The following is a 12,829-nucleotide window of genomic DNA, read 5'->3' as shown; positions in this document are numbered from 1 at the left end:
GTAACCTTTTTGTAACTTTTTCGCCGGCGCGCGGCGGCGAAACGAAAACGCGGCGCCGTAAGATTATTGTTGAAAAACGCGGCGACTTGTGATATAATTTGTCTATATATTTTTGAAAAGAGGCAGAGAATGGAAAGCAAAGGCAAAAAAGAATTCGTGCGCACGATCAAGTTCATGCTGTTTTCTATAAGCGCCGGAATCATACAAATCGGCAGCTTCACTCTGATGAACGAGGTCTGGCACTTCCCCTACTGGGTATCATACCTGATCGCGCTCGTCCTTTCGGTTTTGTGGAACTTCACGCTCAACCGCAAGTTCACCTTCAAATCCGCCAACAACGTGCCGATCGCGATGCTCAAGGTCGCCGGATACTACGCCGTGTTCACCCCGCTCTCCACAATGCTTGAGCACTATCTGACGATGACGCTCGGGTGGAACGAATACCTCGTCACATTTATTAATATGTTCATCAACCTCGTTACCGAGTTCCTGTTCCAGCGCTTCTTCGTCTTCGGCAAGTCCATCGACTCCGCCGTCAAGAAGAATGAAGAGGAACCGGAAGAAAGCGACGGCAATACGGAAATCATCGACGAATAATCCCCGATGGAGCTCGCGCCGTAACCGCGAAAGGAAAACGATATGACCTTTTACATGAGCGCTACAATCCTCATAGAGCTGCTTATGATAGCCATGACGCTGCACGTGATAAACTACTCCGGCTTCACGCGTCAGCAGAAGGCCTGGTTCATTATGACCTTCGCCTCGGTTATGGTGTGCTCCGCCGCCGAATTCGCCGTCCATTGCGGGTATTACAAACCCTCGTGGGCGATACCGCTGACCATAATAACCGTCATCCAGTTCTCGGCCTCGCCGCTGCTGGCGGTCTTCTTTTCCGGCGCGCTCGGTCAGCATAAGGAGTCGAAAAGGGCCGTGCGGTTCTTTATGATAAACGCGGTGATCGAGATAGTTTCCGCGCCGTTCGGCTGGGTGTTTTATTTCGACGCAGAAGGGTATCACCGCGGAAAGTTTTTTATTATCTACACCGTCTGCTACTTCCTCGCGCTGCTTTATCTGATAGTAAGCATGATCGTGGTCGGCAGGAAGTTCCGTCACAGAGACACTATTACGATAGGAATGGTGCTCGTAATACTCATCGCGGGCATTATCCCGATGACGTTGATGGAAATACATATAGCATATATCAGCATCGGTATCGCCGCCTGCCTCTGCTACATTTACTATAACGACCTCGTTCAGGAGGATATACACGCCGAGCTGATCGCCAATCAGGAAAAGATAACCGATATGCAGAAGCATACGATATCCGGACTGGCGAACCTTATAGAAAGCCGCGATACCGAGACCGGCGAGCACGTTTCGCGCACCGGCGCCTACGTCAAGGCGATCGCCGAGAACGCGATGATCGAGCGGATCTATCCTGAGGAAATCGACGAGCGCTTCATATCCCTGCTCACCACGCTCGCGCCGATGCACGACGTCGGAAAGATAATCGTTCCCGACAGTATACTCCGCAAGCCGGGCAAGCTGACGGACGAGGAATACGAAATAATGAAGACTCACGCCTCGGCGGGCGGCGACGTAGTAAGGCAGATACTCAAGGGTATCACCGACGAGGAATACCTCAAATTCGCCTCCGACATCGCGACCTATCACCACGAACGCTGGGACGGCGCCGGATACCCCGAGGGGCTCGCGGGCGAAGATATCCCGATTTCCGCGAGGATAATGGCGATCGCCGACGTATTCGACGCGCTCGTCTCGGAGCGCTGCTACAAAAAAGCGATGCCCGTCGACAAGGCGCTCGCCACGATACGCCTCGAATCCGGTTCGCACTTCGACCCGAAGCTCGCGGAGATCTTCCTCAAGTATTATCCGTTCTCGAAAGAAGAAGCCGATTGATGGAATTTAACTTTTACATCTTCGCCATAGTTATCACGGAGCTGCTGATGCTCGCGATGCTTATCCACGTCGCAACTTATTCGGCGTTCACTAAGGAGCAGAAGCGCTGGTATATCTGCACCTTCCTAGCCGTCATGCTCTGCGCGGCGGCCGAGGTTCTGGCGTTGAAATTCAGCGGGTACGGCAAAATCGTCGCCGTGCCGCTCTCGATACTGACGGCGATACAGTTCTCGCTGACTCCTATGCTGCCCGTCTTTTTCGCGGGCGCGCTCGGTATGCGCCGTATGATAAAGGTATCGGGTATACTGCTGCTGATACACGCGGGGCTCGAGATCCTATCGCTGTTTTTCGGCTGGATTTTCTACTTCGACGACAGCGGTACCTACTTCCGCGGCAAGCTCTATATAATCTACGAGGCGTTCTATATCGTCAGCCTGCTCTTCCTCATCGGCAGTCTGATAATGGTCGGCAGACGCTTCAAACGCAGAGACGTCTTCACCATCGTTATGATACCGATAGTAATGCTTTCGGGCATCATACCGCTGGTCTTCTTTAAGGTCTACACCGATTACATCGCCATCGGCGTCTGCGCCAGCCTCTGCTACATATACTATAACGACCTCGTCCAGCAGGACGCCAAGGCGAAGCTGCTCGCGGATCAGAAAGTATTGTCGGGCATGCAGGAAAACATCATAACCGGAATGGCAAGCTTGATAGAAAGCCGCGACGCGGAAACCGGCGAGCACGTTTCGCGCACGAGCAACCTCGTCAAGAGCATTGCCGAAAGCGCGCGAAACGACGGAGTCTACGCCGACAAGCTTGACGACCGTTTCGTTTCCGAGCTGTACGCGCTCGCGCCGATGCACGACGTCGGCAAGATAGTCGTTCCGGACGATATACTGAAGAAGCCCGGCAAGCTGACGCCCGATGAGTTCGAGCAGATGAAACGCCACGCCTCCGAGGGCGGCACGGTCATAAGGCAGACCCTCAGCGGCGTCACCGACGAAGAATATCTGAAGTTTGCCTCCGATATCGCGACCTATCATCACGAGCGCTGGGACGGAACCGGTTATCCGGAAGGCCTCTCGGGAGAAAGCATACCTCTCGCCGCGAGAATTATGGCGATTGCCGACGTCTACGACGCGCTGATCTCCGAACGCTGCTACAAGAAGGCGATCCCGGTCGACGAGGCGCTGAAAATCATCCGCGATGAATCCGGCTCACACTTCGATCCGAAACTCGCGGAGGTCTTCCTCGAGCACGTCGCAAAGGAATAAAACGCACTGAAAGGACGGCCATCCGCAGATGGCCGTCCTTTTTCTTACCGTCTTCTATTTCAATATGTCTTTAACGCTCTTTTCAGTCGCGTTCGGGTAAAGCTCGCGGACGCGGGTGAAAACGCGCTCGCGCGACCTTTCCGGCGGCTCGGAGTACGCCGACGAAAGCAGACCGTATCCCCAGCGGCTCTCCGGCGGCGAATAGACCGCGATGGGCCAGCCGTAGGAATCGCCGCCGGGGCTGCGCCGCTGACGGAAATCGCGCACAGAAAGATAAAACTTGTGCTGAAGCGCGGTGAGCGTGCCTTCAAAGTTTTTCGCGCCGCCCTTGCCGAAACCGGCGAGGCGCCTGATCTCGTTCGAGAAAAGCTCGCCGCCGTCCGCGAAAAGATCCATAATCAGCTTTTCGCGGCGGTCCGCCTTGCCGTCGCTCCAGAGCGCGTCGAAGTCGTAGCCGTCGCGCCGCCAATTCGCGAAAAACGGCAGCCATTCAAGCGAAACGAAGCCCGCTTTTCCGGCGAAAAACTTGCCGTATGCGACCTCTCCGGCGTCCGCGAGCAGCTTGCGCCACTCCCACGGATCGCGGGCGGGATCGTCGCTCCACCAGTCGAAAACGAAGGTGCGCTCCTCGACCGAGAAGCCCTCAACGCCGTTTGCGAAAAGCGGCAGAAAGCCGTTTCGCTTCACGAGCGCGGTCAGCTCCGCGGGAGTCTTTATTCTTTCCGGCGCGTCATATCTCAACGCACGCGCCACCCATTCGCCGCTTTCGTTCGCCATTTTCGCTTCCCTCCGTTTCGCGAATACAATTATAGCATCCCCCGGCCGTTTCCGCAAGAAAAAACTCACGCTCCGTACGCCGTACGGAGCGTGTTTTTCAATTCAGCGAAGCGAGGAGCTTATAAAGTAACTCGTAGAGTTTCGCGGCGTCCCGAGGCTCAAGCCGCACGCATCCTGCCATGCTTTCCGGCACGAAAACGGCTTTTTCCTTCAGCGCGGCGCCCGCTTCGGTTGCCGCAACCATCACCACGCGCTCGTCGTCTTCGCTTCTGCGGCGTGCTACGTAGCCCTTTTCCTCAAGCGATTTCAGTACCGGAGTCAGCGTGCCGCTGTCGAGAAAAAGTTTAGCGCCGAGGTTCTTGACGCTTATCTCTTTCTCCTGCCAGAGCACCATCATGGCGATATACTGCGTATAGGTCAGATCGAGCTCCCTGAGATACGGCGTGTACTTCTTGATTATCTCGCGCGACGCCGCGTAAAGCGGGAAACATATTTGATTTTCAAGCCTGAGCGCGTCGTATTTATCCATAATATCCTCCGAAAGCTACCGCCCGGACGCAAGCTTATCCCGAATATCAACGGCGAACTTCGCCGCGGCCGCGGCGTCCCCGTCGTTCGGCCGTCCCTTGTGCATAAATTTGAAACGGCCGGGGCAGTTGAAATATTCTTCACACACCTTTACGCCCGCCTTATCCGCGGCCGCTTTTATCTTTTTGCGCGTGGACATTCCGGAAGCTGAGGTGCCGAAGCAGACTATAACGCCGACCTTGCCGGCGCAGGCGGCGACGAATTCCTTTATCGCGCCGTCAACGTCGAAGGCGTACGGCGAACTGCCGAGAAAAAGTATTTCCGTTTCGTCCTCGATCCCGTCGGCGACGGGGCGGGCCGTAACGCCGAGCGCAGCCGCGATCGCTTCCGCGAGCTTTTGGGTGTTGCCGGATCTGGTGTAATACGATACAGCTGTTTTCATAGTATTATCTCCTTACGCGGCGTGAGTTTCGTTATAGGCCTTTCTGACCGCCTTCGCGAGCTGATCGGCGCAGGAGGTCGGGCGGCGTCCGCAGGTGTTGCCGAGCAGATACTGCTCGATCTTCTCCACCGTCCACCCGTCGACGAGCTTGCTGATCGCCTTTAGATTGCCGTTGCATCCGCCGTAAAACTCTATGTTGCTGATAACGTCGCCGTCGATGTCAAAGCTGATGACCTGAGAGCAGACGTTTTCGGTTTTGTAATCGTAACGCATCAGAGCGCCTCCTTGACTTTTTCCGCGACGTCCTTCATATCGGCCGTCGGCTCAAAGCGGGCGATGATCTCGCCTTCGCGGCTTATCAGGAACTTCGTGAAGTTCCATTTCACGTTGCCGTTTTTTTTATAATCCTTATCCATCTTTTTGACGACCGCTTTGAGGATAAGAGTCATCGGGCTCTTGCCGAAGCCCTCGAACTGCGTGTTCTCCGAAAGGTATTTGAAGAGGGGGTCGGCATTTTCGCCGAGGACGTCGATTTTCGAGAACTGCGGGAAGGTTATCCCGTAGCGGCCGGTGCAGAAGCTGTGGATATCCTCGTCGTCGCCGGGCGCCTGCTCGTGGAACTGGTTGCAGGGGAAGTCGAGTATTTCCAGACCGTCCGCCTGATGCGCCTCGTAAAGATCCTGCAGCGCGTCATATTGCGGGGTGAAGCCGCAGCCCGTCGCGGTGTTTACGATAAGCAGTACCTTCCCCTTGTAATCCGCCAGCGAAACCTCGCCGCCATCCATTGTTTTGACTTTGAAATCATAGATAGACATTTTGTTGCCCTCCTTTTTTAATTTGTCTCAATTTGATTGAGTTCAATTATTATTATACCCGTCTTTTCCCCTTTGTCAAGAGTTTTTTTGAATAATCGCCCGAATATTTGAATAATACGCAAAAAAGCGTCTCCGCTCAGCGGAGACGCTTTTCGTATGAACGGTTTATCAGAACTTGCCCTCGGTGATACAAACCGCGGTCACCTGTGTGAAGCCCTCGACGTTTTCGCCGTAAAGCGGCGTAAACTTGAAGCTCCACTCCTTGCCGTCGGACGAACGGAAGTATCCGTTAGCATCTGCGGCAGCGGTTTCGATATCTCCGATAAGCTTCGGATCGTGTCCCACGAGCTCGCGGGCGAGCGCTTCCATCTTCGCGTTGACAAGCAGCAGTCTGCCGTCTGTATCCGCGAAGCATACGCCTTCGGCAAGTCCGTCAAGCGCCTGCTTGACCGCGAACGGCGTAAGCCGTCTTTCGTCGCGCCTCTTCTCATGCTTAAAGCCGAAATACAAGCGAACGAACACGGCTATCGCGACCGCCGGGAATATGAGCCACGGCAGCTTGATCGTATCTCCGACGAGATCCGGGCTCCCCTCCGCTGTTATCAGCGCGAGCATCAGCAGCAACTGAACGAATACAATCGCGTCCTTTATGCAATGCCTTATCTTATGCGTGGAAACGTATTGATAGATGCAGAGCGCGAGTTCCGCGACGGCCGTTATGAAAAGCAGTCCGGCGAGGAGCAGACGCCATTCGGGAGCGAGCAGAGAGAATTGTGTCATCTGTCCGCACCCCCTTCCTCAAAGGAAACGTCCGGCGTTTTCGCGTCCTCGGTCCAGAAGGCATAGCCGCCGCCGACGGGAGCGCTGTAAAGCGTCTTGCCGCCGCGCACGCGAACCGGTCTTTCGAACGCGGTCATCATTTCACCGCGGCTCATCGGGTCGACGTCGACGGAAGCGCACAGCTCTTCATAATTCACGTCGACAAGGCGGACGGATATATCCTGCGCCGCACGGAGCATATCGCCGTAGAGCGCGTTGGAACGTATCATACCGTAGTGCATGCAGCTCTCGAAGAAGGCCGCGAACGCGAGGCAAAGGAACATCGCCGCGTCGGCAAAGTTGCCGCGAAGGAACGGCGCGCCGATCGCGTAGAGGATTATGTAGGTCGCGGAAATCGCGACCGGTAGCGGCAGCCAGAGGTACTTGCCCTTCTTGCGCTTGCCGCTCTTGACGAGCGTTATTATCAGCGCGGCGAGCATACAGACGGCAGCCCATCCTGCAACCGCGTAGAAACCGGCGCCGTACGCAGCTTCATCCGCTCCGCGCAGCGGAAGCTCGGTGAAGACGAGACCGTGCAGGTCGTTCGTGGCGACGAACGCGGCTATCAGCGCGGCGGGTATGCATATCAGATACGCGCTTTTCGGCAGACGGTATCCGTCCGGCTTGCCGACGCAGAACGCGGTAAGCAGCGCCGCGGTCGGAACCGCAAGCGCGGCGGCGCAGCAAAGATAGAAAAGAATCTTAGCCGCGGTCACGTTCAGCAAAAAGAGCGAAACGAACTCAGTGGCTGCGAGCAGGAACACTCCCGCGACCGCCGCAAACGTAAGCAGACGTCTCGTTTGCTTCTGCACCACACGGCGCGCTACGGAGAATCCCCACGCCGTCAGCATACCTATATAGATGAAGGTGCTGACGAATTTGAGGAATTCCGCAAGAAAGTCGCTGCCCGCTCCGCGTGCTACTCCGCGGCAGAACACGGCGACGATGATAAGTCCCGCGACCGCGAAGCAACGCGCTACGAACGCGCGGTTGGATTTTGACATTTATTCCGCCTCCCATCACGTCCGGACGGCGCCGGACGCACGGATTTGTTCACGACATATAATCCGCTATTTTCCTATATAACATATTTATAACACACTTTTCAGATAAAGTCCACACTTTTCGTATCAGAAAAGCAATTTTTTTCGCAAAAGTGTTCCTGTTTTTTCGCAAATGCGTGAAAATTATGCTTGACAAACACCCCTGCGGGCGGTATAATAACTCTTGCGCTTCCGAAAGAAGCATACGCGGATATGGCGGAATTGGCAGACGCGCTAGATTCAGGTTCTAGTGGGGGCAACTTCGTGGAGGTTCAAGTCCTCTTATCCGCACCAAACAGTACAAATCCGAACCCAAGGCCGATTGGCGAAGGGTTCGGATTTGTCATTTATTTCGGCGATCTGAATTTGACCTCAAGCAAGAAAAAACCAAATTGAAAAACGGAGGTCAAGAAAATGAATCTGAACATCGGTAACATCGGAGTATGGGGCTTTAGGCACTATGAGTTTCTTAAGCAGAACCGCCCGTCAACCGTCGGCGTTATGCGCATGAACGGAACACTTGAAGGGTATCTCAAAGAGGTCAACCAAGCAGCAACGGAAATGCTTGAATCACTCGTCCGACAATACGCAACAGCGGAAGGCGTCACAGAATCCTTCAAACGCACGGATCAACTGGGCTGGGTGAACCGGATGAACAACATCCGCAACCGCGCCGAAGAGGTCGTTCTGAACGAAATCATATACCGATAAACGCACAAGGCGGGGAGATCAACTCCCCGCCGCATTTCCTTATACTGTTTCATATTTTCTTATCAATGCCAAAAAATCAGAATCTTTTTGTAAAAAATCAAATTCTTTTTGTTTCATACGATCCAAAACCAGCTGAGTATGGGTCTCCGTATAGTTTTTTGAGAATTTCGACGGATCGGAGGAAGCGTTGCAGACTAAAACGCTCGTATAGTTTTGTTCTTTTGGCGGAAGCGTATCGTATTTGTGTGAGTGTTCAAGGGCTCTTTCGAGCGCTTCAAGCGTTTCTTTCTTTTCTCCGTTCCCAGCGTGTATAGAAGCAATATATGAGTAAATCTCCGCAACTCTTGTGTGATAAAACAAATAGTTTTCGTCATAAATAAGCTGTTTCCATATGTTGAGCGCCGTTTCCAGAGCTTTGAGATAGTATCCCTTGGGGATATCATCGTCATAAACCAAACTTTGCGTCAGCCTTTCGGCATAGAATAAGCGATTATAATGTTTGGTCTCAAGCCTTTTATTCTTGCTTTCTTTTGAAAAATATGCGTGTTCAAGCAGTTGCTGACGGCAAACAGAAGCGTCGCCTGCCATATTTGCATAGCTTACAGCCTTGCCTTCGTCGGAGAAAGGAAGATCTTTGAAAGAATAGATGTATGTCAAAATCTGGATAGCGCCTTGTCTACACTCATCTTCTTTACAATCGCGCAAAATTCGCTCACCGAGGGAAACACATTCCTGTGCCTTTTTTTCCGAAGCCTCGTTGCCGTGATTGGCACAATATGACAAGAAAAGGTTTGACTGAAGCATATGCATACAATGGAAATCCCCCGGATAACGCGCAAGCGCTTCGCGCCACAGCTCAATCGCCGCATCAACCTCGCCCTTATTCGTCAGCTCGCCGTTCAGTCTATCGTATTCCTCAATCGCTTTTTTCTTTTCACCCGGTGTTTTGCCGAGTAGTTCATCAAGCGTGATATCGAAAAACTCCGAAAGCGGAATTAACAGCGAAAAGTCCGGTACCGTCTTTCCACTCTCCCATTGAGAAACTGCTGAAATTGAAACATTAAAATACTCAGCAAACTGTTCTTGTGTCAAATCCTTTTGCTGCCTTTTTGTTTTAATAATCGAACCAATATTCATTTTTCCCTCCTAAAATGTGCTTTCTGATTCTATTATACCCAATTTCCAAGCCAAGACAAGAAAGCCGTTCTGAACGGCGGTTAAGCAAGAATTAAAAACAGAATATAGTATAATAGCAATTTGCCGCCGAATTGCTCCGGCGGCAAAAATCATTTTTCCTTACGTTCTTTTTCTCCCTCAGCCGGTTTCTTTTCACGCTGTTTTTTCCATTCCTCAAACTCGCGTTTGCCTTCTTCGGATTCAAAGAAAGCGCGGATATCGGGAAGCATATCATCCACGATGGCTTGCAATACGCTTTTCGGAACGTCACATTCAGCCCGTTTTTTTCGGATAAGAGGACTTGAATACGAGCTCAGAACGACGCGAGCAAAGCGACGCGGGGTTCGGCAGCAAAGCGCCGGGGGCGCTTTGCTCTACATCACATCCGTACGCAGTTTTTCGGCGACGATGGCGATGAATTCGCTGTTCGTCGGCTTTCCGCGATCCGCTCGGACGGTATATCCGAAAAACCCGTTCAACACGTCGACGTCTCCGCGGTCCCACGTGAGTTCTATCGCGTGTCTTATCGCGCGTTCGACGCAGGAAACTGTCGTGCCGAAGCGTCTGGCGACCGCAGGATATATCTCCTTCGTCACGAAGCTGACCGGCGCCGCGCTGCGCAGAGAAAGCGAAACCGCCTCGCGCAGGTACTGATACCCCTTTATGTGCGCCGGAACCGCAAGCTCGTGCAGCACATCCGCTATTACCGCTTCCGTATCGCGTTTCGGCTTCGCCGCTGCGGAAACGGAGGCGCACTCCGCCCTGTAGCGCAGCATATCGAGCCTGTCCGCGAGAAGATGGCGGTCTATCGGCAGTTCGATGCAGTATGAAGCGCCCAGCTCCATAGCCTCCATGACTTTGGCGGTACTGCCGCCGAGGTGAGTCAAAATGAACTTCGGAGCGCGTGCGTCACCATTCATTCGGGCGAGAACGCCGAACCCGTCCGTTCCGCGCATCGCGACGTTCATCACGACAGCGTCCGGCTTCAGCTCATCTATACGCCTGATAAGCTCATCTCCGTCGCGTTCGCAGAAAAACGCCCGCATACCGTAACCCGTGACGGTGCGTTCCGCGTCTTCAACGCTCCCGAAACAATCGTCGGCTATCAATACTTTGTACTCCACCGCGCTAACCTCCTCAGATGTCAGGCTCCTTATATTGTGAATTATACTCCTTTTTTCATACTATTTCAATCATTTCCCGACATTTTCCGCCGTAATTCGTTCGACATTTTTCGACAAAACGCCCGTTTTTGTCGAAAAAGCGGCAAAAACAACGTCAAAAACGAGCCGAACGAAATTCGTTCAGCTCGTTTCGTTCAGTCGATTCACTTTTTCGCGAAGACGGCGATCCACGGCTCGGCTTCGTGATGAAAGCTCTTGACCTCCGCGAAGCCCGCCGCCTTCAGCGCGGTTTCGATCTGCGGGGCGGTGTAGTTTTTCATCCCGTCGATTATCTTCTCGTAACTCAGGCTCCGCTCGTCAGTGCCGTCCGACTCGTTGACGATCATGAAAACGCCGCCGCTTTTCAGCACGCGGGCGACCTCCGCGAAGCATTTCTCCAGCCCCGGCCAGAAGTATATCGTCTCGAACGCGGAGGCGAAATCGAACTCTCCGTCCGCGAACTGCAGCTTCGACACGTCGCCCTGCACGACGGCGCATCTGCCAGCCTTTATCATCTTGCGGTTGCGCTTCGCGGCGGTCTTCACGCTGAGCTCGGAATAGTCGACCGCGGTCATATGCGCGGACGGGTACTTCTCCATCAGCTCCGCGGCGTGCTTGCCGCCGCCGCAGCCGATCTCAAGCATATTCTCCGGCGCGTACCCTTCGGCGCGGGACATCCCCCACTTCGCCATAAGGTCGTGGCCGGCGTTCATGCGCTTTATCATTTTTCTGCCGAGGCGTCCCTCCGGCTTTCTCGTCTGGTTGAAAAACTTTTTTGAATCTCCCATATTTTACCTCTATCCCAGCGCCACGTCGAGCGCCATCATTACCGTGAAGCCGACCGAAAAAAGCACCACGCCGATATTCGAGTGCTCGCCCGCGGACATCTCCGGTATCAGCTCCTCTACAACGACGTAAATCATCGCTCCGGCCGCAAAGGAAAGCAGATACGGCATCGCGGGCACTATCAGCCCCGCGAGAAGCACCGTCAGCCCGCCGAAAACCGGCTCGACGACGCCGGAAAGCACGCCGTAAACGAACGACCTGCTCTTGCTCTTGCCCTCCGCGTGGAGCGGCATCGAGATTATCGCGCCTTCCGGGAAGTTCTGTATCGCGATGCCGATCGCGAGCGCCATCGCTCCGCCGGCGGTTATATCCCCCGAGCCGTTCAGAAGTCCCGCGCAAACCACGCCTACCGCCATTCCCTCCGGTATATTATGAAGCGTCACGGCGAGCACCATCATAGTCGTTCTCGCCAGACGGCTTTTAGGCCCTTCGGCCTGATTCGCGTTTCTGTGAAGATGCGGTATCACGCGGTCGAGCAACAAAAGGGAAAGGACTCCCAGCCAGAAGCCCGCGAACGCGGGAACGAACGACCAGCGCCCCATGTGCGCCGACTGCTCTATCGCCGGAATGATCAGACTCCACACGGACGCGGCGGTCATAACTCCTCCGGCGAATCCGGTCAGCGCGCGCTGCACGCCCGCGCCGAGCTCCTTTTTCATAAAGAAGACGCACGCCGCGCCCGCGGCGGTGCCTATAAACGGTATCAGCAGTCCGAAAAGCGTTTCTTTCATGCGATACCTCCGTTTCCTGCACCGTGGTTAGTCTGCGCTAACCGCGGTTCTTTTTTTACGGGGCGTGCGGCGGCATGCCCCGTATATAGTATTCATAATCCACTCCGCGCGTTAAGGCGTTTCGATTGCGGAGGAATCATCGGATGACGTGTCAGCGGCGGCTGATACCGAAGCCTGCGGAGCACCGGCGTTTTTGTCCGGCTCTTTCTTGCCTCCGAAAAGCCCTATCGCGAGATAGGCGCCCCAGGCGAGCGCGATTATAACGGCCTTCTGCCACTGTTTCAGCGTCTTGCTGCGCGTGACGAGGATCGTTATCGGCGCGGGGAACATGAATATCCAGCCGATCACCCAGAGCCAGGTTATGCGGCGGCGGGGCGGCTCGTATTCCGCCATCGCGCGCTGTCTGCCCTTCTCGAAGGCGTAACCCTCGAGCTCGGCGTCGCGGTATTCCGCTCCGTCGATGAGCACGGACGCGCCGCAGTATTCGCAGACGGCTTTGGCGCAGTCCGCGTCGAGCTTCAGGTCCGCGCCGCAGCTCGGGCAGTTCATTTCGACAAGCTTCATGCGTCACCTCCGTGAGC

General features: G+C 54.4%; 17 protein-coding genes and 1 tRNA gene. 5 read left to right on the top strand and 13 right to left on the bottom strand.

The window, feature by feature from the left end:
• Window positions 1-129: 129 nt before the first annotated feature.
• Genes J5441_01090 through J5441_01080 form a run of 3 tightly spaced genes read left to right on the top strand, consistent with a single transcriptional unit; the run spans window position 130 to window position 3,197 of the window.
• A complete protein-coding gene (locus J5441_01090) occupies window positions 130-597 on the top strand; it encodes a GtrA family protein (protein ID MBO4933752.1) in 468 nt (155 codons plus the stop codon).
• Window positions 598-639: 42 nt separating this feature from the next.
• On the top strand, window positions 640-1,920 hold the full coding sequence (locus J5441_01085; protein ID MBO4933751.1) for an HD domain-containing protein: 1,281 nt from the start codon (window positions 640-642) through the stop codon (window positions 1,918-1,920).
• Window positions 1,920-3,197: an HD domain-containing protein gene (locus J5441_01080; protein ID MBO4933750.1), complete on the top strand. Its 1,278-nt coding sequence runs from the start codon at window positions 1,920-1,922 to the stop codon at window positions 3,195-3,197. The genes J5441_01085 and J5441_01080 overlap by 1 nt, the downstream gene beginning before the upstream one ends.
• A gap of 54 nt (window positions 3,198-3,251) precedes the next feature.
• On the opposite strand, the gene J5441_01075 is transcribed toward J5441_01080, so the two are convergent.
• The 7 genes from J5441_01075 to J5441_01045 form a co-directional block, all read right to left on the bottom strand.
• On the bottom strand, window positions 3,252-3,974 hold the full coding sequence (locus J5441_01075) for a hypothetical protein (GenBank protein MBO4933749.1): 723 nt from the start codon (window positions 3,972-3,974) through the stop codon (window positions 3,252-3,254).
• A 97-nt stretch (window positions 3,975-4,071) separates the two neighbouring features.
• Window positions 4,072-4,503 carry a MarR family transcriptional regulator gene (locus tag J5441_01070; protein ID MBO4933748.1) on the bottom strand — a complete coding sequence of 144 codons (432 nt, stop codon included), beginning with the start codon at window positions 4,501-4,503 and terminating at the stop codon, window positions 4,072-4,074.
• A 15-nt stretch (window positions 4,504-4,518) separates the two neighbouring features.
• Entirely contained in the window at window positions 4,519-4,944 is a 426-nt protein-coding gene (locus tag J5441_01065) for a flavodoxin family protein (GenBank protein ID MBO4933747.1), read from the bottom strand.
• A 12-nt stretch (window positions 4,945-4,956) separates the two neighbouring features.
• Window positions 4,957-5,217: a TIGR03905 family TSCPD domain-containing protein gene (locus J5441_01060; GenBank protein ID MBO4933746.1), complete on the bottom strand. Its 261-nt coding sequence runs from the start codon at window positions 5,215-5,217 to the stop codon at window positions 4,957-4,959.
• Entirely contained in the window at window positions 5,217-5,759 is a 543-nt protein-coding gene (locus J5441_01055; GenBank protein ID MBO4933745.1) for a glutathione peroxidase, read from the bottom strand. The genes J5441_01060 and J5441_01055 overlap by 1 nt, the downstream gene beginning before the upstream one ends.
• Before the next feature lie 168 nt (window positions 5,760-5,927).
• A complete protein-coding gene (locus J5441_01050; protein ID MBO4933744.1) occupies window positions 5,928-6,539 on the bottom strand; it encodes a hypothetical protein in 612 nt (203 codons plus the stop codon).
• Window positions 6,536-7,582, bottom strand: coding sequence for a hypothetical protein (locus J5441_01045; protein MBO4933743.1), 1,047 nt, complete (start codon window positions 7,580-7,582; stop codon window positions 6,536-6,538). The genes J5441_01050 and J5441_01045 overlap by 4 nt, the downstream gene beginning before the upstream one ends.
• Window positions 7,583-7,828: 246 nt before the next feature.
• Between J5441_01045 and J5441_01040 the strand changes: the two genes are divergently transcribed.
• Both J5441_01040 and J5441_01035 read left to right on the top strand, forming a co-directional pair.
• Window positions 7,829-7,915: transfer RNA gene (locus tag J5441_01040), tRNA-Leu, on the top strand.
• A gap of 120 nt (window positions 7,916-8,035) precedes the next feature.
• Window positions 8,036-8,332 carry a TnpV protein gene (locus J5441_01035; protein MBO4933742.1) on the top strand — a complete coding sequence of 99 codons (297 nt, stop codon included), beginning with the start codon at window positions 8,036-8,038 and terminating at the stop codon, window positions 8,330-8,332.
• 39 nt (window positions 8,333-8,371) lie between these two features.
• Here J5441_01035 and J5441_01030 read toward each other — a convergent pair whose 3' ends face one another.
• The 6 genes from J5441_01030 to J5441_01005 form a co-directional block, all read right to left on the bottom strand.
• Window positions 8,372-9,469 carry a helix-turn-helix transcriptional regulator gene (locus tag J5441_01030; GenBank protein MBO4933741.1) on the bottom strand — a complete coding sequence of 366 codons (1,098 nt, stop codon included), beginning with the start codon at window positions 9,467-9,469 and terminating at the stop codon, window positions 8,372-8,374.
• A 149-nt stretch (window positions 9,470-9,618) separates the two neighbouring features.
• A complete protein-coding gene (locus tag J5441_01025) occupies window positions 9,619-9,801 on the bottom strand; it encodes a hypothetical protein (protein ID MBO4933740.1) in 183 nt (60 codons plus the stop codon).
• Between the two features lie 81 nt (window positions 9,802-9,882).
• Entirely contained in the window at window positions 9,883-10,632 is a 750-nt protein-coding gene (gene spo0A, locus J5441_01020; protein ID MBO4933739.1) for a sporulation transcription factor Spo0A, read from the bottom strand.
• Window positions 10,633-10,835: 203 nt separating this feature from the next.
• The gene (locus J5441_01015; protein MBO4933738.1) at window positions 10,836-11,459 is read right to left on the bottom strand and encodes a class I SAM-dependent methyltransferase; all 624 of its coding nucleotides are present in this window, start codon (window positions 11,457-11,459) and stop codon (window positions 10,836-10,838) included.
• Between the two features lie 9 nt (window positions 11,460-11,468).
• On the bottom strand, window positions 11,469-12,248 hold the full coding sequence (locus J5441_01010) for a ZIP family metal transporter (protein MBO4933737.1): 780 nt from the start codon (window positions 12,246-12,248) through the stop codon (window positions 11,469-11,471).
• A 111-nt stretch (window positions 12,249-12,359) separates the two neighbouring features.
• Window positions 12,360-12,812, bottom strand: coding sequence for a hypothetical protein (locus J5441_01005; GenBank protein MBO4933736.1), 453 nt, complete (start codon window positions 12,810-12,812; stop codon window positions 12,360-12,362).
• Window positions 12,813-12,829: the final 17 nt, after the last annotated feature.

The organism is Clostridia bacterium, from assembly GCA_017620395.1.
Taxonomy (GTDB): domain Bacteria; phylum Bacillota; class Clostridia; order Oscillospirales; family RGIG8002; genus RGIG8002.
The sequence above is the reverse complement of the archived record's forward strand: the minus strand, read 5'-3'. Positions and strand labels throughout refer to the sequence as shown.

Coding starts and splice junctions, on each gene's coding strand:
- J5441_01060 (MBO4933746.1), bottom strand. CDS start 5,217: ATGCGTTACGATTACAAAACCGAAAACGTCTGCTCTCAGGTCATCAGC.
- J5441_01005 (MBO4933736.1), bottom strand. CDS start 12,812: ATGAAGCTTGTCGAAATGAACTGCCCGAGCTGCGGCGCGGACCTGAAG.
- J5441_01070 (MBO4933748.1), bottom strand. CDS start 4,503: ATGGATAAATACGACGCGCTCAGGCTTGAAAATCAAATATGTTTCCCG.
- J5441_01080 (MBO4933750.1), top strand. CDS start 1,920: ATGGAATTTAACTTTTACATCTTCGCCATAGTTATCACGGAGCTGCTG.
- J5441_01035 (MBO4933742.1), top strand. CDS start 8,036: ATGAATCTGAACATCGGTAACATCGGAGTATGGGGCTTTAGGCACTAT.
- J5441_01085 (MBO4933751.1), top strand. CDS start 640: ATGACCTTTTACATGAGCGCTACAATCCTCATAGAGCTGCTTATGATA.
- J5441_01010 (MBO4933737.1), bottom strand. CDS start 12,248: ATGAAAGAAACGCTTTTCGGACTGCTGATACCGTTTATAGGCACCGCC.
- J5441_01045 (MBO4933743.1), bottom strand. CDS start 7,582: ATGTCAAAATCCAACCGCGCGTTCGTAGCGCGTTGCTTCGCGGTCGCG.
- J5441_01090 (MBO4933752.1), top strand. CDS start 130: ATGGAAAGCAAAGGCAAAAAAGAATTCGTGCGCACGATCAAGTTCATG.
- J5441_01050 (MBO4933744.1), bottom strand. CDS start 6,539: ATGACACAATTCTCTCTGCTCGCTCCCGAATGGCGTCTGCTCCTCGCC.
- J5441_01075 (MBO4933749.1), bottom strand. CDS start 3,974: ATGGCGAACGAAAGCGGCGAATGGGTGGCGCGTGCGTTGAGATATGAC.
- J5441_01030 (MBO4933741.1), bottom strand. CDS start 9,469: ATGAATATTGGTTCGATTATTAAAACAAAAAGGCAGCAAAAGGATTTG.
- J5441_01015 (MBO4933738.1), bottom strand. CDS start 11,459: ATGGGAGATTCAAAAAAGTTTTTCAACCAGACGAGAAAGCCGGAGGGA.
- J5441_01065 (MBO4933747.1), bottom strand. CDS start 4,944: ATGAAAACAGCTGTATCGTATTACACCAGATCCGGCAACACCCAAAAG.
- J5441_01055 (MBO4933745.1), bottom strand. CDS start 5,759: ATGTCTATCTATGATTTCAAAGTCAAAACAATGGATGGCGGCGAGGTT.